Origin of the sequence: Streptomyces sp. NPDC020742 (assembly GCF_040641675.1) — a bacterium.
GTDB lineage: Bacteria > Actinomycetota > Actinomycetes > Streptomycetales > Streptomycetaceae > Streptomyces.
On sequence record NZ_JBFAEA010000001.1, the window covers coordinates 374,747 to 397,497 of the forward strand.

General features: G+C 72.5%; 22 protein-coding genes. 6 read left to right on the forward strand and 16 right to left on the reverse strand.

Annotated elements, in window-relative coordinates; translation table 11 throughout:
• Nucleotides 1–120: 120 nt before the first annotated feature.
• The 7 genes from AB0G84_RS01510 to nirB all read right to left on the reverse strand — a co-directional run bounded on the left by AB0G84_RS01510 (nt 121) and on the right by nirB (nt 8,350).
• Nucleotides 121–549 carry a hypothetical protein gene (locus AB0G84_RS01510; protein WP_361313848.1) on the reverse strand — a complete coding sequence of 143 codons (429 nt, stop codon included), beginning with the start codon at nt 547–549 and terminating at the stop codon, nt 121–123.
• Between the two features lie 94 nt (nt 550–643).
• Nucleotides 644–1,492 carry a maleylpyruvate isomerase family mycothiol-dependent enzyme gene (locus AB0G84_RS01515; protein WP_361313850.1) on the reverse strand — a complete coding sequence of 283 codons (849 nt, stop codon included), beginning with the start codon at nt 1,490–1,492 and terminating at the stop codon, nt 644–646.
• Between the two features lie 248 nt (nt 1,493–1,740).
• The gene (locus AB0G84_RS01520) at nt 1,741–3,747 is read right to left on the reverse strand and encodes an APC family permease (RefSeq protein ID WP_361315062.1); all 2,007 of its coding nucleotides are present in this window, start codon (nt 3,745–3,747) and stop codon (nt 1,741–1,743) included.
• Nucleotides 3,748–4,034: 287 nt separating this feature from the next.
• Nucleotides 4,035–4,331, reverse strand: coding sequence for a metalloregulator ArsR/SmtB family transcription factor (locus tag AB0G84_RS01525; RefSeq protein WP_361315065.1), 297 nt, complete (start codon nt 4,329–4,331; stop codon nt 4,035–4,037).
• Between the two features lie 365 nt (nt 4,332–4,696).
• Nucleotides 4,697–5,227: an SRPBCC family protein gene (locus tag AB0G84_RS01530; RefSeq protein WP_361313852.1), complete on the reverse strand. Its 531-nt coding sequence runs from the start codon at nt 5,225–5,227 to the stop codon at nt 4,697–4,699.
• Nucleotides 5,228–5,339: 112 nt separating this feature from the next.
• Nucleotides 5,340–5,747 (reverse strand): nitrite reductase small subunit NirD, encoded by a 408-nt coding sequence (gene nirD / locus AB0G84_RS01535; protein ID WP_361313854.1) that lies wholly within the window; start codon nt 5,745–5,747, stop codon nt 5,340–5,342.
• Entirely contained in the window at nt 5,747–8,350 is a 2,604-nt protein-coding gene (gene nirB, locus AB0G84_RS01540; protein ID WP_361313857.1) for a nitrite reductase large subunit NirB, read from the reverse strand. Before nirB ends, nirD begins: the two co-directional genes overlap by 1 nt.
• Before the next feature lie 157 nt (nt 8,351–8,507).
• Here nirB and AB0G84_RS01545 point away from each other — a divergent pair, with 157 nt between their 5' ends.
• The 3 genes from AB0G84_RS01545 (at nt 8,508) to AB0G84_RS01555 (ending at nt 11,512) form a co-directional block, all read left to right on the forward strand.
• On the forward strand, nt 8,508–9,818 hold the full coding sequence (locus AB0G84_RS01545; protein WP_361313860.1) for a sensor domain-containing protein: 1,311 nt from the start codon (nt 8,508–8,510) through the stop codon (nt 9,816–9,818).
• 12 nt (nt 9,819–9,830) lie between these two features.
• On the forward strand, nt 9,831–10,481 hold the full coding sequence (locus AB0G84_RS01550; protein ID WP_361313863.1) for a response regulator transcription factor: 651 nt from the start codon (nt 9,831–9,833) through the stop codon (nt 10,479–10,481).
• Nucleotides 10,482–10,573: 92 nt separating this feature from the next.
• Nucleotides 10,574–11,512, forward strand: a complete 939-nt coding sequence (locus AB0G84_RS01555) for a YcxB family protein (RefSeq protein ID WP_361313866.1) — start codon at nt 10,574–10,576, stop codon at nt 11,510–11,512.
• 103 nt (nt 11,513–11,615) lie between these two features.
• On the opposite strand, the gene AB0G84_RS01560 is transcribed toward AB0G84_RS01555, so the two are convergent.
• The 7 genes from AB0G84_RS01560 to AB0G84_RS01590 form a co-directional block, all read right to left on the reverse strand.
• A complete protein-coding gene (locus tag AB0G84_RS01560; RefSeq protein ID WP_361313868.1) occupies nt 11,616–13,670 on the reverse strand; it encodes a glycoside hydrolase in 2,055 nt (684 codons plus the stop codon).
• Nucleotides 13,671–13,896: 226 nt separating this feature from the next.
• Entirely contained in the window at nt 13,897–15,342 is a 1,446-nt protein-coding gene (locus tag AB0G84_RS01565; RefSeq protein WP_361313870.1) for a glyceraldehyde-3-phosphate dehydrogenase, read from the reverse strand.
• A 340-nt stretch (nt 15,343–15,682) separates the two neighbouring features.
• A complete protein-coding gene (locus AB0G84_RS01570) occupies nt 15,683–16,642 on the reverse strand; it encodes an NAD-dependent epimerase/dehydratase family protein (RefSeq protein ID WP_361313873.1) in 960 nt (319 codons plus the stop codon).
• Nucleotides 16,643–16,685: 43 nt separating this feature from the next.
• The gene (locus AB0G84_RS01575; protein WP_361313875.1) at nt 16,686–17,891 is read right to left on the reverse strand and encodes a M20 family metallopeptidase; all 1,206 of its coding nucleotides are present in this window, start codon (nt 17,889–17,891) and stop codon (nt 16,686–16,688) included.
• Nucleotides 17,892–17,901: 10 nt separating this feature from the next.
• On the reverse strand, nt 17,902–18,177 hold the full coding sequence (locus AB0G84_RS01580; RefSeq protein WP_361313878.1) for a DUF397 domain-containing protein: 276 nt from the start codon (nt 18,175–18,177) through the stop codon (nt 17,902–17,904).
• Entirely contained in the window at nt 18,174–18,461 is a 288-nt protein-coding gene (locus AB0G84_RS01585) for a DUF397 domain-containing protein (RefSeq protein ID WP_361313880.1), read from the reverse strand. The genes AB0G84_RS01580 and AB0G84_RS01585 overlap by 4 nt, the downstream gene beginning before the upstream one ends.
• Nucleotides 18,458–19,288 (reverse strand): helix-turn-helix transcriptional regulator, encoded by an 831-nt coding sequence (locus tag AB0G84_RS01590; protein WP_361313883.1) that lies wholly within the window; start codon nt 19,286–19,288, stop codon nt 18,458–18,460. The genes AB0G84_RS01585 and AB0G84_RS01590 overlap by 4 nt, the downstream gene beginning before the upstream one ends.
• A 156-nt stretch (nt 19,289–19,444) precedes the next feature.
• On the opposite strand from AB0G84_RS01590, the gene AB0G84_RS01595 reads away from it, so the two are divergent.
• Nucleotides 19,445–19,858, forward strand: a complete 414-nt coding sequence (locus tag AB0G84_RS01595) for a hypothetical protein (protein ID WP_361313885.1) — start codon at nt 19,445–19,447, stop codon at nt 19,856–19,858.
• A 313-nt stretch (nt 19,859–20,171) separates the two neighbouring features.
• Here AB0G84_RS01595 and AB0G84_RS01600 read toward each other — a convergent pair whose 3' ends face one another.
• Complete coding sequence (locus AB0G84_RS01600; protein WP_361313888.1) at nt 20,172–20,648, reverse strand: DUF1453 domain-containing protein; 477 nt, start codon at nt 20,646–20,648, stop codon at nt 20,172–20,174.
• A 40-nt stretch (nt 20,649–20,688) separates the two neighbouring features.
• Here AB0G84_RS01600 and AB0G84_RS01605 point away from each other — a divergent pair, with 40 nt between their 5' ends.
• Nucleotides 20,689–21,336, forward strand: a complete 648-nt coding sequence (locus tag AB0G84_RS01605; RefSeq protein WP_361313891.1) for a TetR/AcrR family transcriptional regulator — start codon at nt 20,689–20,691, stop codon at nt 21,334–21,336.
• Nucleotides 21,337–21,478: 142 nt separating this feature from the next.
• Nucleotides 21,479–22,090, forward strand: coding sequence for a hypothetical protein (locus tag AB0G84_RS01610; RefSeq protein WP_361313893.1), 612 nt, complete (start codon nt 21,479–21,481; stop codon nt 22,088–22,090).
• 137 nt (nt 22,091–22,227) lie between these two features.
• Here the strand turns inward: AB0G84_RS01610 and AB0G84_RS01615 are convergent, their stop codons facing one another.
• Entirely contained in the window at nt 22,228–22,701 is a 474-nt protein-coding gene (locus AB0G84_RS01615; protein ID WP_361313896.1) for a MarR family transcriptional regulator, read from the reverse strand.
• Between the last annotated feature and the right edge of the window lie 50 nt (nt 22,702–22,751).

Consider the following 22,751-nt stretch of genomic DNA (forward strand, 5'->3'; position numbering starts at 1 on the left):
CCCGGACGGCCCTTCCGAGCAGCTCCTTCGGCGCTCGTGCGGTGAGCGCGCGGGAGCCTTCGGGGGCTGCTCGGGAGCCATCGGGGCTGTTCCAAGGCGCCCGGAGAAGCGGAAGCGGGTTCAGACGCCTGGCTGATTCGGGGTGCCTGCGTCGCTCGGGCGGTAGAAGCGGTGGTAGACGTCCACGGCCTCTTCGGGCGGGAAGTTGGGCAGCGGGGTCACATCGCCGTTGATCTTGGAAATGGCGACGTTGCTTCCGCCGGGTGAGGCCGGCGGGGCGGTGGGGTCCTCGGGCGCCGGCCAGCCCGCGTACACCAGGTAGCCGGTGTCGAATTCGTGCACGAACAGGCTGGTGGGGCCGCCGGGCGACCCGGCTTCGGGGAAGTGCTGCCGGCCGATCTCCAGGGCCTCGTCCGCGCTCGTGGGGACGGGTCGGGGTGCGCCCTCTGCCGGCCCGACCTGCGGCGGGGGAGGCGTGGGCGGCAGCGGAGGCGGGGGAGGCGTGGGCGGTACGGCCGGGCTGTGGCCACTGTGGTTGGCATCCGCCATGACGCTGTCTCCTTCGGCACTGCTTCTGTCGGTGGTGTCAACCTAACGCACGCTGCGGTGGCCGGAATGGTTCAGTTCGGTGCTCGTTCGGTGCTCACTCGAAGTTGACCAGGGCCAGCCAGAACTCCAGCAGTTCGGTATCGCCGGTGATCTCGACGGGGGCGGTGTCGGAGGAGCGGCGGCCGTAGATCAGCAGGAGCAGCTCGGTGAGCGGGGCGCTGACCGAGACGGCGGCCGGCTCCTGGGCGCGGCGCCAGGCCAGCGCGTCGCCGGTGAGGTCGACGAGCCAGTCGGCGCGCGCCTCCGGCGGGGTGTCCGTGGCATGGAAGTGGAGGGTGCGGCCGGGACCGAGGAGCGCGCGCCGGTCGGGGTGGTAGTCGAACATCTCGGGGAGCGAGCCCAGTTCCATCCACTCGTCGAGGGCGTCGACGGCGACCGGCTCCGGGACGGAGAAGTCGGTGTGCAGGGCGAGGGTGGCATCGGCCCGGTGGATGACGGTCTCGTGGCACATACGGCGGGCGAAGAAGCGGGGGCTCCCGGAGGGGAGCGGGGTCCAGATCGAGGCGTCCGGGCCGGCGGCGAGGAGGGCGCCGGCGAGGAGTCCGGCGCCCTCGGTGAGCCGGTCGGCGAGGGCGGACGGGGCCTCGGTCGGGTCGCGGGGGAGGACCCGCAGCGCGGTGTCCGGCGGGGGCTCGGTGGCCCGGGTCCGGACGATCTCCTCGACCCAGCGGTGCGCCGCGCCCAGATGCCGGACCAACTGGGCGAGGTTCCAGTCGGGGCAGGACGGGACGGTGGCCGTCAGATCGGTGCCCTCCGCGCGCAGGGCGGTCGCGAGCAGGCCCGCCTGGGTGACGATCTCGGCGCAGTGGCCGTCGTAGTCCATGGCGGAGGGCGATCCGGAGTGCGTTCCGCGGCCCGTTCCGGAGTTCTTGGGGGAGCTCATGGCGTCACGGTAGAGGCCACCACCGGCGATCGGCCGTAGGCGCCGCAGGCCCCATCCCGGGCCGTCCACCGGCCCGGACCCCACCGACCGGACCCGACCGGACCCGACCGGACCGGACCGGACCGGACCGGACCCCAGGCCACCGCTCCACTCGGGCCGGGCTGACCACCAAGTCGAGCTGACCACCAGGCCGGGCTCACCACCCTGCCGGGCTCACCACCAGGCCGTCCCCGCTGCCCGGGCGGTGCTCACCGCCCTGCCCCCGCCCCCGCCCCCAGTCGGAAGCGCAGCCGGCAGATGACCGCGTCCGTGTCGCGGCGGATGGCATGGGCGACCACCGCGCCGCGCTGGTTCTGGAGGAGGCGCTGCCACAGGTGGGCGGGTTCGGCCTCCGGGATGAGCACGGTGATCCGGGTGCCGGGTCGACGGATCGTCAGGTCGCCGACGTAGGCGGCGAGCGGGCGGCCCAGGGAGCGGGTGGTGGAGGGCAGTTCGAGGAGTTCCACGCCCGGGTTCCACAGCTCCCAGTCGCGGCGCAGGGCCTCGGCGGCCGGGCGGTCCTCGGGGTCGTCGTAGGTGACGGTGACCGCCACCACCTCGTCGCCCAGCGATACCGCCGCGTTCAGTGCCTCGCAGGTCAGCCGGGACAGGTGGGAGACCGGGACGACGACGAGGGAGGGGGCGCGGCGCGGGGCCTCGGGCACCCGGCCCAGGTCCAGCCCGGCGCCGATCCGGGCGTAGGCGCGGTGCACGGCCTCGAAGGTGAGGACCAGCAGGGGCAGCGCGATGACGATGAGCCAGGCGCCCTCGGTGAACTTGGTGGCGGTGACGACGACGGCCGAGACGCCGGTGAGCAGCGCGCCGAAGCCGTTCAGCAGCATCTTGCCGCGCCAGCCGGCGGAGCGCGCCAGCCGCCAGTGCCGGACCATGCCGACCTGGCAGATCGTGAAGCCGACGAAGACGCCGATGGCGAAGAGCGGAACGAGGGTGTTGACGTCGCCGCCGGAGAACACCAGGAGGGCGGCGGCGACGGCGGCCAGCGCCAGCACGCCGTGGCGGTGCACCTGCCGGTCCGCCTTCAGGCCGAAGACGTGCGGCAGGTGGTTGTCCCGGGCCAGCAGGCCCATCAGGACGGGCAGCCCGCCGAAGGAGGTGTTCGCGGCCAGCGCGAGCAGCACCATGGTGGCGAACTGGACGACGTAGAAGGCCCAGTTGTGGCCGAGCGAGGCGTCCGCGAGCTGGGCGAGGACGGTGACGCCCGCGACCGGCTGCAGGTGGAAGCGGCCGATCAGGACGGACAGCCCGATCAGCATCACGCCGAGCAGGGCGCCGAGCGCCACCTCGGTCCGTTGGGCGCGCCGCGCGGCCGGCGCCCGGAAGGACGGCACCGCGTTGGCGACCGCCTCGACGCCGGTCAGCGCCGAGCAGCCGGACGCGAACGCCTTGAGCAGCAGCAACGCCCCGACGGCGGTGGCGTTCTGGGCGAGGACCGAGAGGTGACCGTCGGCGGTGACGGTGGAGGCGGGGGCGTCGCGGAAGAGCCCGACGGCGATCATCGCCAGGACGGAGCCGATGAAGACCGCGGTGGGGACGAGGAACGCCCGTGCCGAGTCGACGATTCCCCGCAGGTTGATGCCGGTGATCAGCACCAGGACCGCCAGGCAGATCACCACGCGGTCCCCGTAGAGGGCGGGGAAGGCGGAGGTCAGCGCCGCCACGCCCGCGGTCACCGATACCGCGACGTTCAGGACGTAGTCGAGGATGAGCGAGGCCGCGGCGGTCAGGGCGGTGCGCCGCCCGAGGTGCGTCCGGGCCACCGCGTACGAGCCGCCCCCGTTGGGGAAGGCGGCGATCACCTGGCGGTACGAGGCGACCAGCACGGCGAGCAGCGCGGCGATCGCGAGCGTCACGGGGAGGGTGAAGCCGAGGCCGTAGCTGCCGGCCGCGGCCAGGACCAGCACGATCGACTCGGGGCCGTACGCGACCGAGGCCATGGCGTCCAGGGAGAGCGCGGCCAGGCCCTGCAGTGCGGTGAGCCGGTGGCGGGCGTCCGGGTCGGGGGCCGGGGCGCCGTCGGGCCCGGCGTCCGGACCGGCCACCGCGGTCGCAGCGCCGGTGCCGGTGCCGGTGCTGGTACCGGTGTCGGCGTCGGTGCCGGTGTGGCGAACGGGGGCGTCGGGCCGGACGGTGACCGCGCCGGCGGCGGTATCCGGCGGTTCCTCGGGCCGGCCTTCGGGCTGGGACACCGTCGACATGTCGTCGTACCTCCGTACGGCGCGGTGGCGCTGCGCCGGACCGGCCCGGTGCGGGAGGAGGGCAGGTCCGGCGGTGTGCTGGACCAGCCCAGCGTGCGCGGCGCGGCGGGCGCCGTCTGCGGTCCTTGGCGAGCCCTTGGCGTGCGCACGGCCGTTCTTCACGGGATCTTGACGGGCGGGTGGAGGAGGGGAGGGGCGGGAGGCAGCGGGGCGGCGTCCGCGGTACGTGCCGGGCCGTCGGCCGCAGCCAGCCCGGGCCGTCGGCCCGACCCGTCTGAGCGGCCCGATCACTCCCCTTCGGCGAGGCGCTTGATGGCCGACAGCCGGGTGTCCCAGGCAGCGGCCACCCGGTCCATCCACCGGGCGGTGACCCCCAGCCGCTCCGGTATGACCCGGTAGCGCGCCTCCCGGCCCTCCCGGTGGCCGGCGACCAGACCGGCCCGGTCCAGGACGCCGAGGTGTTTGACGATGGCCTGGCGGCTGACCGGGAGTTCGGCGGCCAGGGCCGTGGCGGTCGCCTCGCCGTGGGCGGCGAGGGCGTCGAGTATCCGCCGTCGGGTCGGGTCCGCCAGCGCGGCGAACACCGCCGCGACGGCGTCCGAGCCGGGCCCGGGGCCGACGCCGTCGCCCGCCCCGGCACCCCGGTCCCGGCCCGACTCCGTCCCGGCGCCGGGGTCCTGGCGCCGTGCCCTGGCGGCACCCCGGTCCCGGCCCGGCTCCGCCCCGGCGCCGGGGTCCTGGCGCCGTGCCCTGGCGGCACCCCGGTCCCGGCCCGACTCCGCCCCGGCGCCGGGGTCCTGGCGCCGCTCCCTGGCGGCCCCAGGGTCCCGGCCCGGCTCCGTCCCCGCGCCCCGGTCGCGGCCCCGCTCCGCCCCGGCGGCCCCGCCCCGCGCCGCGGCGCCCCGGCCCGCGTCCGCGGCTGCCCCCGTGCCCGCCCCTTCGTCCCTGGTCATGCCGCGAGCCGCTCCGCGTACTGCTTGATGTTCTCCGCCTGGCCGGACCAACCGGCCGAGTGGCTCTCGTAGCCGGCGGTGGGCATCCGCTCCTCGGGGATCACGATCTCCTCGAAGCCGGTCTCCACGACGCGCAGCCGGGTGCCCCCGCCCTCCGGGGTGAGGGTGAACTCGACCAGGGTGGAGTTGCCCTCGACCGCCACCTCGCCCGGGTAGCCGCTGGCCCAGCGGTACGAGAAGTGGTGCGGCGGGTCCACCTTCACGATCGTGGTCGGGAACCGGCCGTACTCCCCGTGGTCGAGCTGCATGATGCCGCCCGGCCGCAGGTCGACCGGCGTGGGCTCGCCCTGTCCGAACCACGAGCCGACGTGCTCGGGTTCGGTCAGCACCGCCCAGACCCGTTCCACGGGCGCGTCGATGCTGATCTCCCGCTCGATGCGGTTCCGGCCGCCGCCGGTGCCCGCACCCACGCCGGTGCCCGCGTCCGTGCCGGCTCCGGTGCCGCTGTCGTTGCTGTGGGTGCTCATGGGGTGCCTCCTACTGAACCGTGCCCGGTGTTTCCCCTTACGTGCTACCCAATGGTTGCACGTGGGGTCTGGAGGTGCAACCCATGGGTTGCGCATTGCGGGGGAGGGGCGCTCAGCCGTCGCCCTCCGCGCCCCGGATCCGGACGCGGTACGCCGGCACCGACGCCTCCGGATCGTCCAGGCACGCCCCGGTCGTCAGGTCGAAGCGCTGCTTGAGCAGCGGTGACGCCACGAACGGGCGGCCCTGTGCCGAGCCGGTCAGGCCCCGCGAGAGGACCTGGGCGCCGGTGAACGGGTCGCGGTTGCCGATGGCGTGGATCCGGCCGGCCCGGTCGAGGAACAGCGCGGCCTGGCTGCCGTCCGGGAGGAGGGCGGCGACGCCGCGGCCCGGTGTGAGGGCGTCCCGGGTGCAGACCGCGAGCCAGTCGCCGCTGGGGCAGCGGATCTCGATGGTGGTGGCGGCGGTGGCCGTCACCGGGGCGGCACTCGGGGACGGGGCGGGGGCAGTGGCGGTGGTCATCAGGCAGAGGTCCCTTCCAGGGTGCGAACGGGCAGGGTCGGCCCGGCCAGCAGGGTCAGGTCCGGCTTGACCTGGTCCCGCTCCGCCACGAAGCGGACGGACGGGTCCGGGGCGTCGGGCGCGTTGACGAAGGACACGAAGCGGGCCAGCCGTTCGGGGTCGGCGAGCGTCTCGGCCCACTCGTCTCGGTAGTGGGTGACATGGGCGGCCATCAGCGCCTCCAGCTCCGCGCACAGGCCGAGGGAGTCGTGCACCACGACGTCCCGTACGTGGTCCAGGCCGCCCTCGATCCGCTCCAACCACGCCGCGGTGCGCTCCAGCCGGTCGGCGGTGCGGATGTAGAACATCAGGAAGCGGTCGATCAGGCGGATCAGCTCGGCGTCGCTCAGGTCCTGGGCGAGCAGGTCCGCGTGCCGCGGGGTGGCGCCGCCGTTGCCGCCGACGTAGAGGTTCCAGCCGTTCGCCGTGGCGATCACGCCGAAGTCCTTGGACTGGGCCTCCGCGCACTCCCGCGCGCACCCGGACACCGCGGACTTCAATTTGTGCGGCGCCCGCAGCCCCCGGTAGCGCAGCTCCAGGTCGATCGCCATCCGGACCGAGTCCTGTACGCCGTAGCGGCACCAGGTCTCGCCCACGCACGACTTCACGGTGCGCAGCGCCTTGCCGTACGCATGCCCCGACTCGAAGCCGGCGTCCACCAACCGCGTCCAGATGAGCGGCAGTTGGTCGACCCGGGCGCCGAACAGGTCGATCCGCTGACCGCCGGTGATCTTGGTGTAGAGGCCGAAGTCCCGGGCCACCTCGCCGATGACGATCAGCTTCTCCGGGGTGATCTCGCCGCCCGGGATGCGCGGGACGATCGAATAGGAGCCGTTCCGCTGGAGGTTGGCGAGGAAGTGGTCGTTGGTGTCCTGGAGCGCCGCCTGCTCACCGTGCAGGACATAGCCGTCGGCGCCGACCGACGGTGCGAGCGAGGCGATCACCGACCCGATCGCCGGCTTGCAGATCTCGCAGCCCTCCCCACCGCGCGCCTCCTCGCGGCCGTGCGCGTCGAGCAGCTCGGCGTAGGACCCGATCCGGCGGACCCGGACGATCTCGTACAGCTCGGCGCGGGTGTGCGGGAAGCAGCCGCACAGGCTCGGATCGCCGCTGTCCGGCAGCAGCCGGCCGATCAGCTTGACGCAACTGCCGCACCCCGTACCGGCCTTGGTGCACTGCTTGACCTCGGGCAGCGTCCCGCAGGCCTGGATGGCCTCCTTGGTGACGTTGTGGCAGCTACAGATCACCGCATCGCCGGGCAGCGCCTCCGGGCCGAGCGCGGCGGGCGCGCCCGCGCCGGCGGGCAGCACCAACTGCTCGGGCGGCACCGGCGGCACGGTGCCGCACAGCGGCCGCAGCATGCCGTACGCCTCGGCGTCGCCGACCAGCACCCCGCCCAGCAGCTCGCCGGAGGCGCCGACCACCAGCTTCTTGTAGACCCCGCCGCGGGCGTCGCAGTACACCACGTCCAGGCAGCCCTCGGTGGTGCCCTGCGCATCGCCGAACGAGGCGACGTCCACCCCGAGCAGCTTCAGCTTGGTGGACAGGTCGGCGCCGGTGAAGCCGTCCGCCGTCCCGCCGCCGTCCCCGCCGAGCCGGGCGGCCAGCTCGCCGGCGGCCACCCGAGCCATGTCGTAGCCGGGTCCGACCAGCCCGTAGACCCGGCCGTCGGCGGCCAGCGCGCACTCGCCGATCGCGTACACCGCGGGGTCCTCGGTGCGGCACTGCGCATCGACGACGATGCCGCCGCGCTCGCCCACCGGCAGCCCGCAGTCCCGGGCCAGCTGGTCGCGCGGGCGGACCCCGGCGGAGAAGACGACCAGATCGGTCTCGATGCGGGAGCCGTCGGACAGCCCCATGGCGGTCACCGCGCCGGACGCGTCCGCCACGATCTCCTGGCCGCCGACGCCGGTGTGCACCGCCAGGCCCATCCCCTCGACCGTGCGGCGCAGCGCCCGGCCGCCGCCCTCGTCGACCTGGAGCGCCATCAGCCGGGGCGCGAACTCCACGATGTGGGTGCGCAGTCCGAGCCCCTTGAGTGCACCGGCCGCCTCCAGCCCGAGCAGCCCGCCGCCGACCACCACGCCCGTGCGGGCGGTCCCGGCGTACTCCTCGATGGCCAGCAGGTCCTCGACGGTGCGGTAGACGAAGCAGCCCGCGCTGTCCTTGCCGGGCACCGGCGGCACGAACGGGTACGAGCCGGTGGCCAGCACCAGTGCGTCGTAGCGGACGGTCAGCCCGGAGCGGGCGGTGACCGTGCGGGCGGTGCGGTCGACGGCGGTGGCCGGGTCGCCGAGGTGCAGCTCGATGCCGTGCCGGGCCAGGAAGTCCGGGTCGACCAGGCTGAGTTCGTCCGGCGTCCGCCCGGCGAAGTACGAGGTCAGCTGGACCCGGTCGTAGGCCGGCCGGGGCTCTTCGCACAGCACGACCACCCGTGCCCGCCCGGTGACCCCGCGGTCGGCCAGCTCCTCCAGGAAGCGCTGGCCGACCATGCCGTGGCCTATCAGGACGAGGGTCGGGGTGGTGCCCGGTGCGGCGTCGGGGTGCGGGTGTGTGGTGGTCATGGCCGCCAGCGTGCGGCCCGGCTGTTACCCGCCGGCATCTGCACTGTTTCCCGGGCGGAACGCTGCCCTCAGTGCGCCGCCGCCGGCCGTGTGAGGCGCACCGAGGTTCTACCGTGGCCCCATGCCCCGTACACACCCCGCCCGCCGCTTATCCGCGGTGCTGGCCACCCCCTTCACGCCCCGCGCCCTCGCCGCGGTGCTGCACGCGCTGCTCGCCGCGCCGCTGGCGCTGACCGGGCTGGTGCTGGTGCCGGTGGGGCTGGCGCTGGGCGCGGTGCTGTCCTGGACGGCGCTGGGGCCCTGGCTGCTGGCGCTGACCGTACGCGGCGCCCTGGGCCTGGGTGACCTCCAACGCGCCCTCGTACGCAGCCTGTTGGGAGAGGGGATCGAGCCGGCGGAGCGCCGCGCGGAGCCCGGGGTGTTCGGTTGGCGACGGGCGGTGCTCGGCGACCCGGCCGGCTGGCGGGCGGTCGCCGCCGCGCTGCTCGCCCCGCTGACCGCCCTGCTGCCGCTGGTCACCGTCCTCGTCGGCTATGTCTACGGCCTGCTGGCGCTCACCCACCCCGTGCTGCGGCACTGGAACTACACCACCGTGCGCGGCCCGGACGGCACCGAGCGGCACATCGGCATACAGATCCACGGAGTGGAGTTCGACAGCTGGCCGCGCTGGACGGTGGTGGTCGCCGTCGGGGTGCTGCTGGTGCTGCTCGCGCCCCGGCTGGTCCGTGGGGCCGGCGCACCGCACCGGCTGCTGCTGCGCCGGCTGCTCGGCCCGACCGCCGCGGACGCCCGGATCCGCACCCTGGAGGAGACCCGCGCGCACGCCGTCGACGACGCCGCGGCCACCCTCCGCCGGATCGAACGCGATCTGCACGACGGCACCCAGGCCCGCCTGGTAGGCCTCGGCATGCACCTCACCCTCATCCGTGAACTCCTCACCCAGGGCGCCGACCGGGACCGGCTGCTGGCGGTGGTGGAGACCGCGCAGGGCAACGCCACCCAGGCCGTCGCCGACCTGCGGCACCTCGTCCGCGGCATCCACCCGCCCGTCCTGGACCAGGGCCTGGCGACCGCCCTAGCGGGCCTGGCCGCGGACGTCCCGCTGCCGGTCACCGTCCGCACCGAGATCGCCCCGCGCCCCACCCCCGCCCTGGAGTCCATCGCCTACTTCTGCGCCGCCGAACTCCTCGCCAACGCCGTCAAACACAGCGGCGCGGCACGGGTCACGGTGGAGGTGCGCACCGCGCACGACCCCGCCGACGGCACCGCCCTGGCGCTGTCCGTACGGGACGACGGACAGGGGGGCGCGGTGGTCGGCGCGGGCAGCGGACTGACCGGGCTGCTCGGCCGGATCCGTACCGTCGACGGCACGCTGACCTGCGACAGCCCCGACGGAGGGCCTACCGTGGTCGCCGTCCGGTTGCCGTATCCGACGCGTCCGGCGCCCTCCCGCCCCCCACACCGTTAGAGGCAGGCCACCATGCGTGTCGTCATCGCCGAGGACTCCGCGATCCTGCGCGAGGGCCTGGTGCAACTCCTGGAGCTGCGCGGGGTGCAGGTCGCGGCGGCCGTGACGGACGCCGAGGCACTGTGCGCCGCCGTCGCCGAGCACCGGCCGGACGCCGCGGTGGTCGACATCCGCCTGCCGCCCGACCACACGGACGAGGGGTTGCGAGCCGCGGTGGCGCTCCGCCGCGACCACCCGGACACCGGGGTGCTGATCTTCTCCCAGTACGTCGAGACCGCCTACGCCGATCGGCTGTTCGGCGCGGGCTTCGCGGGCGTCGGCTACCTGCTGAAGGAACGGGTGGTGGACATCGGGGAGTTCGTGGGCGCCCTGGAACGGGTCGCGGCCGGCGGCACCGCGCTCGACCCCGACGTGGTGTCCCGGTTGTTCGTCGCGAGCCGCCGCAGCAGGGCCCTGGACGCGCTCACCCCGCGCGAGCGGGAAGTGCTGTCCCTGATGGCCCAGGGCCGCACCAATCAGTCCATCGCCACCGCCCTGACCGTCTCGGAGCGGGCGGTGGAGAAGCACATCGCCCGGATCTTCACCAAGCTCGACCTACCGCCCTCGGAGACCGACCACCGCCGGGTGCTGGCGGTGCTGCGGTACCTGGAGGCGGACGACTGAACCGGGGCCCGGACCGGACCGGTTCAGACCCCGGTACGGAGCGGCTGAGAGAGCCTCTACGATCCGGTTGAACACTGAACCAGGGAGGGCTCATGGTCGAGGGCCGGGAGACGGACGCGGTCGCCGAGAGACCGGTGGAGTTGGCCTACCGGCCGACCGTCGGCGAATTGGCGTCCGGGCTGCGGGCACGCGCGAGGAGCACCGGGGCGGGACGCTTTCAGCGCCGGGCGCTGATCTGGACGGCGACGGTCATGGCCATCGGCGCCCTGCTGTCGGCAGCCGGCTCCGGCCACCGGGACACACCGTGGCCGCTGTATGCGGGGGCGGTGGTCTCCGTCGCCTTCACGATGGCGATGCCGTGGTTGCAGGCGCGCCGCCTCCACCTGCTCGCCGAACGGCAGGGGGACATCCGCGGGACGGTCGACGACACCGGGGTCCGGCTCACCACCGCGCACAGCTCGGGCAGCCACGACTGGCACCTCTACTCGCGCTATGTCGAGACGCCGGAGCTGTTCGTGCTTCTCAGCGCCGACAAGTCCGCCGTCGGCTTCGTCGTCCTGCCCAAGCGGGCCGTGGCGGACCCGGAGGAAGTGGACCGGCTGCGGGCGGTCTTCGACCGGCGGCTGGTGCGCGCGGACGCCGCCGAGGCGCCCGGAAGCCCGCGGAGCCGGGGCCGGGCCGTCGGCCGCGGGGCCGGCTCCGTCGGACTGTTGCTGCTGGGGCTGCTGCTGTTCTTCTTCGCCTTCGCCGCCGTCCAACGGGCCACGCACCCGGACAGCTTTCCCGGGATCCAGAAGAACACCGCCCCGATATCGGCCGTCATGCTGGTGCTGGGGGCGCTTGCGGTCGCCGGGGCTTGGTGGCTCGTCCGGCGGATGACGACCATGCGGATCGTGACCGGGGGGCTCACCGTCCTCGTCCTGCTGGCCGGTGGCACCGCCCTGTACCGCGTTGCGCCGATGCTCCACTGCTGGGGCTCGGACCGGATCGCCCGTGGGCCCGAGGGCGCCTACGTCTGCTACAACTTCTGAGAACGGCGTCTTGGACACAGGCCCTGACCGGCAACCGGGGCCCGGGCGGCAGCTACCCCAGCTGCGCTGCCGGTCCGGGCCCCGATCGCCGCCCGGGCGGCAGCTACCCCAGCTGCGCCGGGCACAGCCGGCGCGGCGTCCGGTCCGTGCTCAGCTTGGCGTCCACACAGCCGCCGGGCAGCCCGTCGTACGCGCGGGTGCCGAAGTTGGCGGTGACGGTGAGGGTGCCGTTGCCGAAGATGGTGCGCTGGACGGTGCGGTCGGCGGTGAGCCGGCGGAACGACGTCAGCTGCTCGGTGCCGGCCGCCTTGTGCAGCGGCGAGAAGTACTTCTGCAGCGCGGCGAGTTCGGGGCCGTTCTTGCCGAGCGTCGGGCCGTCGAGGACGTAGTTCAGCGGGGTGTTGTAGAGCATCGCCAGCAGCGCGCGGGTGGTCTTCTGCGCCGGCAGCTTCTCGTACGACAGCTCCCAGCGCTCGGCGTTGACCAGCGAGCCGTGCAGCGCGGTCTCGTACAGCGGTGCCCGGTACTTCGGGTCGTACATCGCGGTGGCCAGCGCGGCGGGCAGCTGCACCGGCTTGAAGAACACCTTCGGGGCGTTCTCCGGGTAGAAGGCGCCCCAGGTCTCCTTGTCGCGCTCCAGCTTCCACAGCCCGTCGGCGACCGGGGTGCCCGAGCCGTGGTCGAACGCCACCGCCTTGTTCGCCCAGGCCTGGGCGGCCTCCGAGCCGAGGACGAGCTTCTGGGACAGCCGTCCCATCCGGGCCAGCCGGTTCTCCCGGTCCTCGGCCTTGGTCATCTCATGGCCCTTGCCGTGGTCGCGGAACTCCTCACCGGTCGCATCGACGTCGAGGAAGTAGCTGTCCGCACCGTTGGCGACCATCTTGGCCGTGCGGTCGGCGAGGTAGTGGTGGTCCGGCTCGGCCTTCTCGAACGCGCGGGAGCTGAGGTAGCAGCCCCGGTTGCCGAACCCGGTCACCGGCGTGCCGTCCGCCTTGCGCACACAGAAGTCGGGGTAGACCCGGTCGGGCCAGACCGAGGTGGGGCTGTCGGCGGTCTTGGGGGCCTGCCCGTTGGCGAAGGTGTCGTACGGGCCGACCAGATAGCCGGCCTTCTTGGCCGCCGTGACCATCGCGGCGCCCGGCGGGTTGGGCCCGGCGTCGTAGCCCAGCCACATCCGGTCCACCCCGAGCCGACGCAGCTTCTGCACGCCCTCGGGGGTGCCGGCCTCGCCCCACACATAGGCGTGGAAGGCGCCCAGCAGCTTGGCGTTGGCCGGGTTCTTCCGGATCTTCTCGCGCAGGCTGCCGAGCTGGCCGCGCTGGGCGAGGTAGGAGCGGTAGTCGGTGGCGGGGGCGACCGGGGCGCCGTCGGTCAGCGCGAAGGAGACCTCGTAGTCACGGGTGCCCTCACCGGCGTCGAAGGCGTGCGCGGCGGTGGTGCGCAGCCGGCCCCCGGTGGAGCTGAAGCGCAGCGAGGTGCCGATGTCGGTGGGGGTGAGGTAACTGACGCCGTGCCCCCGCCCGGCGCCGCTCTTCCCGCCGCGCTCTCCCTCGCCGTTCGCGTCGCCGTTCCCGCCGTCCAGGGAGTAGCCCCACAGCGGCAGCGCCAGGTCGCCGCCGACGTCCGCGGTGCTGCCGGCCAGCCCGCCGTCCGCCGAGTTCCAGAACGTGTCCTTGACGGGGATGTCCAGGCCCTCGCCGCGCGGCACCTGCACGGCCGAGGCCGCGCGGTCGGTGCCGGTCACCGGCCAGCTGACCGACCCGTCACGGTCCGACCGCAGCCGGATCCGCAGCCGCCCGTGCTCCGAACCGGCGGACACCGTCAGCCCCTTGGCGGGGTAGCTCCAGCGGGCCCCGTCGGCGGTGCGGGTCACCGGGCCCGGCGTGCCGAGCCCGCCGGCCGCCGCCCCGGACAGCACCAGGCTGCGCCCGTCGTCGGTCCGGGCGCGCACCGCGAGGGTGGCGGTGTCGACGACGGCGGTGCCGCCGTCGACGGGCAGGGCGAGCTTGTTGCCGTCGAGGGTGCCGGCGGCGGCGCTGTCACACCCCGTCAGACAGAGGGCGGTGGCGGCCAGGGCGAGCGAGGCGGCGAGCGCCCGGGTGGCGCCCCGCCCGTAACGGCGGTCGCCCTGGGGGGTGATGGGATGGCTGAAGGTCATGAGGACTGGATAGTCCCGGGGTCTAAGAGAGTTCTAAGACCGAGTCCCACACCCACCCCGCGGTGGTGACAGAGCCCGGCATCGGGGCCCCGAAGACGCCGCCGGCCGGCGGGTGGCGTGTGGGCAACCGGGCGCCGATGAGGCGCGGTTGCCGCCCACTGCCACCCGCCGGCCGGGAAACGGACCGGGCGGGGTGCCGGGATCAGACCACCGAAGTGCGCTGGTGTCAGACCACCGGGGCCGGGAAGGTGGGGTACTCCACCCCCGAGACGTGCTGGACGACCCGGATGACCTGGCACGAGTAGCCGAACTCGTTGTCGTACCAGAGGTAGAGGATCGCGTTGTCGCCGTCGACCTTGGTGGCGCCGGCGTCGACGATCGAGGCGTTGCGCGAGCCGATGAAGTCGCTGGAGACCGCGTCCGGGGCGCTGGTGAAGTCGATCTGGCGCTGGAGCGGCGAGTTCAGCGAGACGTCGCGCAGGTGGTCCAGGACCTCCTCGCGGGTGGTCTCCCGGCCGAGCCGCAGGCTGAGGATCGCGATCGAGACGTCCGGCACCGGGACGCGGATCGAGCTGCCGGTGATCGGCGCCTTGAGCTCGGGCAGCGCCTTGGCGACGGCCGAGGCGGCACCGGTCTCGGTGATCACCATGTTGAGCGGCGCCGAGCGGCCGCGGCGGTCGGCCTTGTGGTAATTGTCCAGCAGGTTCTGGTCGTTGGTGAACGAGTGGACGGTCTCCACGTGGCCGCGGAGCACGCCGTACTCGTCCGCCATCGCCTTCAGCGGCGGGACGATCGCGTTGGTGGTGCAGGACGCGCAGGACAGGATCTGCTCGTCCGGCTTGATGGTGTCGTGGTTGACACCGTGCACGATGTTGGGGACGTCGCCCTTGCCCGGCGCGGTCAGCACGACCTTGTCGATGCCGGGGCGCAGGTGCTTCGACAGGCCCTCGCGGTCGCGCCACTTGCCGGTGTTGTCGATGAGGATGGCGTCCTTGATGCCGTACGCCGTGTAGTCGACCTCCGACGGGTCGTTCGCGTAGATCACCTTGATCTCGTTGCCGTTGGCGACGATCGTGCTGTTCGCCTCGTCAACGGTGATGGTGCCCTGGAACTGGCCGTGGATGGAGTCGCGGCGCAGCAGCGAGGCGCGCTTGACGATGTCCTGTTCACCGCCCTGCCGGACGACGATGGCGCGCAGCCGCAGGCCGTTGCCGGACCCGGCCTTCTCGATCAGCAGCCGGGCGACCAGCCGGCCGATCCGGCCGAAGCCGTAGAGCACCACGTCGCGGCCCTCGCGACGCTCGATCTTCTGGTCGCCGGTGGCTCCGGCGACGGCCTCGGCGGTGAACTCCGCCACCGACAGACCCCGGTCGTCGGCGCGGTACGCCTCGGCGAGCATGGCGATGTCGATCTGAGACGGGCCGAGGTCCAGCGTGGTGAGCGCCTGGAGGAACGGCAGCGTCTCGGTGATCGAGAGCTCCGCACCGGCGATCTGCCGGGCGAACCGGTGCGTCTTCAAGATGCTGACCACCGACTTGTTCACCAAGGAGCGGCTGTGGAGCAGGACCGTGACGTCCTGTTCGCGGTGCAGCTTCCCGATGATCGGGATCATGGATTCCGCGATCTCCTCGCGGATTTTCCAGTTCGTGAACGAGTCCTCGTTGACAGTCACAGGCTTATCTTTCGAGCTAGGCGGTGCTCATATGCTAACCGGCCGCTCTGTTGATCGTTCAGGCGGTGCCGACATATGAGAGAAGCGCTGCTCAGACGGTGTGGAACGGCCTCGGGTGGGGCGCGGGCCTGCCGGGCGGCGATCGGGCTGGGGCCGGGTCGGAGGCGGATCGGAACCGCCCCGTCCCCGACTGGCGCTCTGTGCCGTTTTGCTGCGCTTCGTCCGCTCGGTCCCCGAGTGGTCCGCACGGCCGTCGCCGGGCCCGCTCCCCGCCGACCCCGCCCGGAGGCGAGAGGACCCGCTCAGGCGCCTTCCCGCCCGGAGGCCGTAGCGGACCCGCTCAGACGCCGTCCCGCCGCGCCAGCCGGGCCCGCTCCTCCTCGGCCGTGAAGCCCGTCTCCAGCGGCGGCTCGCCCCGCGCCCGGTCCCAGGCCAGCACATCGGCCGCGGTCACCTCCAGCGGCGTCGCGGGCATCCCCGCCGCCCGCGCCCGGGCCGGGCTGCGCTGCTGGGACGCCCGGTCCGGACGCACCAACGGGAAGAACGGCGGCAGGTCGTCGTCCGGCACCCGTACGAGCTCGACCTCGCTGCCCGCCACCCGCGCACAGGTCTCGATCAGCCCGCCCAGTGTGACGGGCTCGGCCGGGCCCACCGCATGGAACGCCCCCGGCCGGTCGTCGGCCAGCAGCCGCACCACCAGACGGGCCAGGTCCCGTACGTCGACGATCTGCACCGGCTGCCCGGGGTCACCGGGCAGCGCCACCCGTCCACCGCGGGCGGCCCGGCGCACCCAGTACGTGAAGCTGTCCGCGGTGTCGTACGGCCCGGCTACCTTGCCCGGCCGCACCAGCGTCGCCCGCGTGCCGTACCGGGCCAGCACATCGTCCTCACAGGCCACCTTGCACGGCCCGTAGGTCTCCTCGGTCAGCACCTCGGTGTCCCGGACCGGCGGCCGGCGCGGGGTGTCCTCGTCGGAGCCCGGCCCCACCCCCGCCCGCTGGTAGACCGCATGGCTGGAGACGAACAGGTACCGGCCGATCCGGTCGCCCAGCGCGTCCATCGCCTGGCCGACGTGCCGCGGCACATAGCCGCTGACGTCCACCACCGCGTCCCAACTGCCGTGCCGCAGCGCGTCGTAGTCCCCGGTGTCCCGGTCCCCGATCAGCCGCCGCACTTCCGGGAACAGGTCCGTCCCGGTCCTTCCCCGGCCGAACAGCGTCACCTCCGCCCCGGTGCGCAGGGCGTCCTCCACGATGGCGCGGCCCACGAACGCGGTGCCGCCCAATACCAGAATCCGCATGGGCGCCGACCCTAGTGCCGGCCCGCGGCGCCGGCGCGTGCTTTTACGCCGGTGTGGACGCCGCGCCCAGCCGCCGCGCCGCCAGCTCGGCGTACACCGCGACCCCGTCCGCCAGCACCGCGTCGTCGAACGCGGCGAGCGGGGAGTGGTTGTTGGCGCTCCGTTCCGGATCGGCCCCGGCCGGCGGGGCACCGAGGAACAGCATCGCCCCGGGCACCTCGTCCAACACCCGGGAGAAGTCCTCCGAGCCCTGCAACGGCTGCGCCTGCGGCACGAACCGCTCCTCACCCAGCGCCGTACGGATGGTGTCCGCCGCGAACTCCACCTCGGCGTGGTCGTTGACCGTCACCGGATACGTCTCGACGAACTCCGCGTCCACGCCCACCCCGTACGCCGCCGCGATGCCCCGGCACACCTCCACCGTGCCGTCCTTCACCCGCGCCTGGGCGGCGTCCGAGAAGCTGCGCACGGTCGCCTCGAAGACCGCGGTCTCCGGGATGACGTTCTGCTGGGTGCCGGCGTGGAAGGTGCCCACCGAGAGGATCACCGGGTCGAAGACGTCGAAGGTACGGGTGATCCACGCCTGGAGGGCGGTCACCATCGCACACGCCGCCTGTACCGGGTCCTTGGCGCGGTGCGGCATCGAACCGTGCCCGCCCTCCCCGCGCACCGTCACCCGCAGCACATTGGACGCGGCCATCGCCGGTCCGCCGCGGGCCCGGAACACCCCGCCGGCCAGCCCCGCCGACAGCACGTGCACCGCGTACGCCGCCACCGGCCGCCGCCCCGCGGCGTCCAGCAGCCCGTCGTCCAGCATGTGCCGCGCCCCGTCGAAGCCCTCCTCGCCGGGCTGGAACATGAACAACACGTCGCCCGCCAGCTGCTCCCGGTGGGCCGAGAGCAACCGGGCCGCCCCGGTGAGCATGGTGGTGTGCAGATCGTGGCCGCAGGCGTGCATCCGCCCGTTGTCGGCGGCGAAGTCCAACCCGGTGCGCTCGGCGACCGGCAACGCGTCCATGTCCCCGCGCAACAGCACGACCGGCCCCGGCCGCCCGCCCCGCAACACCGCGGTCACCGAACTCAGGCCAGGGCGACCGGTGTTGACCTCCAGCGGGAGCCCGTCCAGTTCGGCGAGCACCGTCTCCTGCGTACGGGGCAGTTCGAGTCCCGCCTCCGGGATGCGGTGCAGCGAGCGGCGCAACCGTACGAGGTCGTCGGACAGGGCACGTGCGTCATCACGGAGGTTCACGGGGCTCCCTTCAGGCGGAGAACTCCCCGCCCTTGACGGCCGAGACGAACGAAGTCCACTGCGGGGTACGGAAGATGAGCGCCGGCCCGTCAGGGTCCTTGCTGTCGCGGACGGGGACTAGGCCGTGGGGGTGGGTGAGGGCGTGGGTGATCTCGATGCATTCCCCGCCGTTGCCTTCGCTGTAGGAGGACTTGGTCCAGGCGAAGTCGGGGGAGATCTCGACGCATTCGCCGCCGTTGGCGTCGCTGTAGGAGGACTTGATCCATGTGGCGGTGGTGAGGTTCACGTCGTGACCTCCCCGCTTTTGATGGCGGTGACGAATGAAGTCCACTGCGGGGTGGGGAAGATGAGCGCTGGTCCGTCGGGGTTCTTGCTGTCGCGGACGGGGACGAGACCGTGGGGCTCGTGGAGTGCTCGGGTGAATTCGAGGCAGGCTCCGCCGTTGCCTTCGCTGTAGGAGGACTTGGTCCAGGCGAAGTCGGGGGAGATCTCGATGCAGTCTCCGCCGCTGCCGTCGCTGTAGGAGGACTTGATCCATCTGGCCGCGGCGAGATCCAGGGCGGCACTCATTCGCGGTACTCCTTCAGCAGGGTCCTGATCAGGGTGACTGATCCATCTGGGGACAACGCGTGTGCTCTCAGCAGATCATAGTCGTCGAGAGCTGCATCGACCGTTTGTGCGGAGTCGTGCATCCTGCCTCCTACCCTGCTTTCGGTGTACAGCACCGTCGGTGAGTCGGTGAAGCGCAACACAGTGAAGGGCTTCGCATGGGCAGCCGGGGCACCCCCGGAGAACGGCAGCACCTGAAGCTTGATGCATGGCGATGTAGCGGCCTTCAACAGGTACTCAAGTTGTCCGGCCATCACCTCGTCACAGCCCACGACAGTGCGCAAGCACGACTCGTGGAGGATGATCCAGAAGAGAGGCGGATCTTCCCTCTCGAACACATTGCGACGCCGTATGCGCGCGGCGACCTTGCCCTCGATTGCCTCTGAGCTCGCTTGAGGATTGGAGATGCGGAAGATGGCCCGCGCGTAGTCCTCGGTCTGGAGAATCCCCTTCACCAGGTTCGCCGAGAAGTCCAGTATCCGCGACGCCTTCTTCTCCAGGTTGAGGTACGGCACGAACCAGCTCGGGTGATCACCCTCGTCGATCCTGTGGAGCAGGTCCGTGAACAACTTGCCCGTTCCGAAGGCGACGTCGCAGCCCTTGGCGAACTTGTCGCTGGGGCGGGGCAGTAACTTGCCGGCCTCGACCCGACTCACGTACGCCTCCGAGTAGCCCGCCGCCCTGCCCAGCTGCTTCTGCGTCAGCTTGCGGGCGAGCCGTACTTGCTTGATGTCGGCGCCGAACCGCTGGAGCGGGTTCAAGTGCTGGGGTGGAGTGGTCTCGTCCAACGCTGTGACCTCTCGTCATGTGATCGCATGCAGCGTCGCGCCAGGCAGCGGACTTGCGTGGCGCTGCTAAAGCGCTTCGATTCTATTGCCCGCCGCGTTGTCCCGGTGACCAATTGGCTACACCCGGTTACCCAAGACGGCGAGGAAGTTGGCGAGATGACGGACCCCACCCCACGGCTCCTGCCCTGGTCGAGTCACGACGGCAAGCCCTGCTATCTCGCGGGCGACGGAACCGGCTACGTGTCCCGTGCCGCCGACCGCATCGAGGCGGAGCAGCTCAACGCCGCGGCTGAACTCATTGAGGAGGCGCGGGCGGTGCTCGCCGGGCGGCGCTGGACGCCCGGGGAAATCCACCTGCTGGCCGTGAACTTGGCCGCCGCGCTGGCCGATGTGCACCGGGTCGCGGAGAGTCGGGGTGCCCGGCTGTTCGTACCTGGCTACGAGGGTGTCCCGGGCGACGAGGATGACGAGGGCAACAACGGCGAGGGGGATCGTGGCGGCCACGACTGTCACGACGGCCGCCAGGGCGACGGGCGGGGGCCGCAGCTGCCGGCGGAGGCGTTCGGATGAGGCGCCTGCCACCCGCGGACGGGGCGGGGGAGCCCGGACGTGACGCCGAGGCGCTGCCGCTACTTGCGGTGCCTCCGAGGGGTGCCGCGGCCGTGGTGTACGTGCCCGCAGGCAGCGCCATACCGCCCTGCCCGTTCCCCTGCGGAATCTGCCGCCGGGCCGGGCGCCAGCCGGGACAGCCCCCTGAGGACGCGGCGCTCTGAGGGCATGACTCGCTGAGGACGCGGCCCACTGAGGACGCGGCCCACTGAGGGCGCATCCCACTGGAGGTTGCGCCCCGCTGGTAGTGCCAGGGCCGCGCCGGCGCGAAGCGTCAGCGCGTACGTGCCGGGGCGAAGGGGATTCCCGACGTCATGCCGCGGCGGCCGACCATGAGGGACTCGCCGAGGAAGCTCACGCCGAGGGAGAGCTGGAGGGGGCGCGCGTTCTCGTGCATGCCCAGCTTCACCGCCAGGACGCTGAAGCCGGCCGTGAGCGCCAGGGTGCCGATCACGGCGAGGAAGGTGCGGCCGGTGTACCGCTGCCATAGGAACCCTCCCTTGTCGACGAGTTGAACGGTGGCGCCGCGGAGTGCGCCGAGTGCCGCACCGAAGGCGGTGCCGGCGATGACCCAGGCGAGGTCGGTGCCGGTCAGGTCCGTCTTCTTGAGGAGGGTCAGGACGCCGATCCCGGTCAGAACCGCCGGGGCCACGAAAAGGTCCTTCGCGTTGACCGGTTCCCCGATCATCCGTTTGATCACGACCGCGATCACGACCACCGCGATGATCGCGGCGAGCAGCCATGGGTTCACCAGGCACCACCCATCTTTTTAGCGTGCTTAAGCTAAAAAAATGTTAGCCCGGTCGTGCTATAAAGCCAAGGTGCCGAAGATCGTCGACCCCGTGGCCCGCCGCAGGGCGGTGGCGCAGGCCGTCCTGTCCGTCGCCGCCCGGCAGGGCTTGGAGCATGCGTCGCTGCGCAACGTCGCCGAAGAAGCCGGACTCGCCATCGGCTCGGTCCGCCACTACTTCGCGGACCACGACGAGTTGATGACTTTCACGATGCGGGAGCTGGGTCAGCGCATCGGCGACCGCATCCGCACCCACGCCGAGCGGCTGCTGGCTCCCGACGGCCGTACCGACCGCCGGGCCGGAACGGAGGAGCTCCTGGCCGAGTTCCTCCCGCTGGACGAAGCCCGCCGCCAAGAGGCCGCACTCTGGCTCGCCTTCACCGCCGCGGCACACACCCGCCCCGAACTACGGCCCTGCGCCGCCGAGATGCAGGCCGACCTGCACGCCCTGATGGTGCGCGTACTGCACGAGGCCCAGCGCGCCGGCGGGCTGCCGGACGGCATGGACGTCGCATTGGAAAGCACACGACTGGCCGCCCTCCTCGACGGACTCACCGTCCAGGCGGCGCTGCTGCCGGACCGCTATCCGCCGAAACTGCTCCGGCAGGTCCTGCGGCGGCACTTGGACGCCCTCAGGGCCGGTGGCTGACCTCCGGCCAGCGCTTCGGGCGCGCGCATGCCGTAAACCATTTCCGTCGTCTGTCGGGGTGGGGGAGACTCGCCGGGGCGGGCGAGGGGGAGAAGGGCGGTCCCTTCCTGTGGGTCGTACCGACATCGACGGGAGGCAGGGCATGGCGAGACCGGCGGTCGGGGCGGCCTTACGTCGCTGTGCGGAGTGCGGCGGATTTGAGTACGGCGGTGCGCTGGCCTGTGGTGCCTGTCGTGCGCTGGTGGACGGCATCGTCGAAGAGGCCTGGTCCGCCTTTCTGCTTCCGTGGGGCGTCGGCGGAGACGAGGAGGTCACCCTCGCCGACATGGTGGTGGCCGAACCCGACCGGCACGACTGGCGGGTGGTGGATGCCGCGCTCGACAGGCTGCTCTGCTCCGCATGCGGTGACCGGCTCGGCCGCGGTCCCGTGGGCTGTTCCGCCTGCGACCTGGCTCATGGCTTCCGTTACGCCGCGATCGAGAGGGACCGGCCGGGCGCCCGGCCGGGGAACGAACACGCCGTCCGGGTCAATGTCTCGGTCGTCCGTCGGCCACAGGGCATCGCCGAAGATGAAGTCCTCGCCCGGAGCCTGATGCTGCCGGTACTCCTCGTGGGACTCCTGCCGACCGTCGAAGCGGCACAGCGGGCGAAGGCTCTGATCAAGGGCTGCTCCTCCCCGGCGCGGCAGGCCCACCTCGTCGAGCAGGTCATCGAGGACATGCTCGCGGAGCAACGCGGCAGCGCCGGTTCGTAGGGCCGGTCTGTGGCGCCGGTCTGTAGGTCGGTCCGTAGTGCCCGTCTGTGGGTCGGTCCGTAGTGCCCGTCTGTAGGTCGGTCCGTAGCGCCCGTCTGTAGCGGCGCTCCGTCCGCATGAGGTGGCGGCAGGGGATTTCAGTTCACGTCGACGTGGTCGAAGAGTTCGAGCATCTCCCTGAGCACCCGTACGCATGCGGTCAGGTCGGCGTCGGTCAGATCGCCGCCGACCTGGCGCAGTAGGGCGTGCTCGCGGGCGGTCACCGCGGTGATGTCCGCCCTGCCCTCGTCGGTCAGCCGGATCAGCGAGGACCGCTGGTGGGCGGGGTTGGGGGTGATCTCGACCAGTCGTCGGCTCGCGGCGTCGTTGACCATGCGCTGCACGAACTGTCGACTCAACGCCTGGGCGCGGCCCATCTGCGGGACGGTCATGGGCCCGTGCTCCTTGAGGAGGTCCAGGACGGCACGCACGCCGACGGACAGCCCCTCGATGGGTGCCGCTTGTTCCACCTTGCGGTGGACGCGGCGGTACAGCGGGCCGACCAGGGCGAACACCTCCGTGAGCCGGTGGGCGAGGTCGTCGGGTCCGAGGGGCGAGTCGGTGTCAGTCACTCCGACAGGATGACATCTTGGTTGCCAACCGCGGGGGAGAATGGCACCTT

Excerpts from the sequence above, each read along its gene's own strand:
- AB0G84_RS01550 (WP_361313863.1), top strand. The coding sequence starts at position 9,831 with ATGCGTGTCGTCATCGCCGAGGACTCCGCGATCCTGCGCGAGGGCCTG.
- AB0G84_RS01610 (WP_361313893.1), top strand. The coding sequence starts at position 21,479 with ATGGCGAGACCGGCGGTCGGGGCGGCCTTACGTCGCTGTGCGGAGTGC.
- AB0G84_RS01595 (WP_361313885.1), top strand. The coding sequence starts at position 19,445 with ATGACGGACCCCACCCCACGGCTCCTGCCCTGGTCGAGTCACGACGGC.
- AB0G84_RS01510 (WP_361313848.1), bottom strand. The coding sequence starts at position 549 with ATGGCGGATGCCAACCACAGTGGCCACAGCCCGGCCGTACCGCCCACG.
- nirD (WP_361313854.1), bottom strand. The coding sequence starts at position 5,747 with ATGACCACCGCCACTGCCCCCGCCCCGTCCCCGAGTGCCGCCCCGGTG.
- AB0G84_RS01520 (WP_361315062.1), bottom strand. The coding sequence starts at position 3,747 with ATGTCGACGGTGTCCCAGCCCGAAGGCCGGCCCGAGGAACCGCCGGAT.
- AB0G84_RS01570 (WP_361313873.1), bottom strand. The coding sequence starts at position 16,642 with ATGCGGATTCTGGTATTGGGCGGCACCGCGTTCGTGGGCCGCGCCATC.
- AB0G84_RS01560 (WP_361313868.1), bottom strand. The coding sequence starts at position 13,670 with ATGACCTTCAGCCATCCCATCACCCCCCAGGGCGACCGCCGTTACGGG.
- AB0G84_RS01530 (WP_361313852.1), bottom strand. The coding sequence starts at position 5,227 with ATGAGCACCCACAGCAACGACAGCGGCACCGGAGCCGGCACGGACGCG.
- AB0G84_RS01585 (WP_361313880.1), bottom strand. The coding sequence starts at position 18,461 with ATGAGTGCCGCCCTGGATCTCGCCGCGGCCAGATGGATCAAGTCCTCC.
- nirB (WP_361313857.1), bottom strand. The coding sequence starts at position 8,350 with ATGACCACCACACACCCGCACCCCGACGCCGCACCGGGCACCACCCCG.
- AB0G84_RS01555 (WP_361313866.1), top strand. The coding sequence starts at position 10,574 with ATGGTCGAGGGCCGGGAGACGGACGCGGTCGCCGAGAGACCGGTGGAG.
- AB0G84_RS01515 (WP_361313850.1), bottom strand. The coding sequence starts at position 1,492 with ATGAGCTCCCCCAAGAACTCCGGAACGGGCCGCGGAACGCACTCCGGA.
- AB0G84_RS01605 (WP_361313891.1), top strand. The coding sequence starts at position 20,689 with ATGTTAGCCCGGTCGTGCTATAAAGCCAAGGTGCCGAAGATCGTCGAC.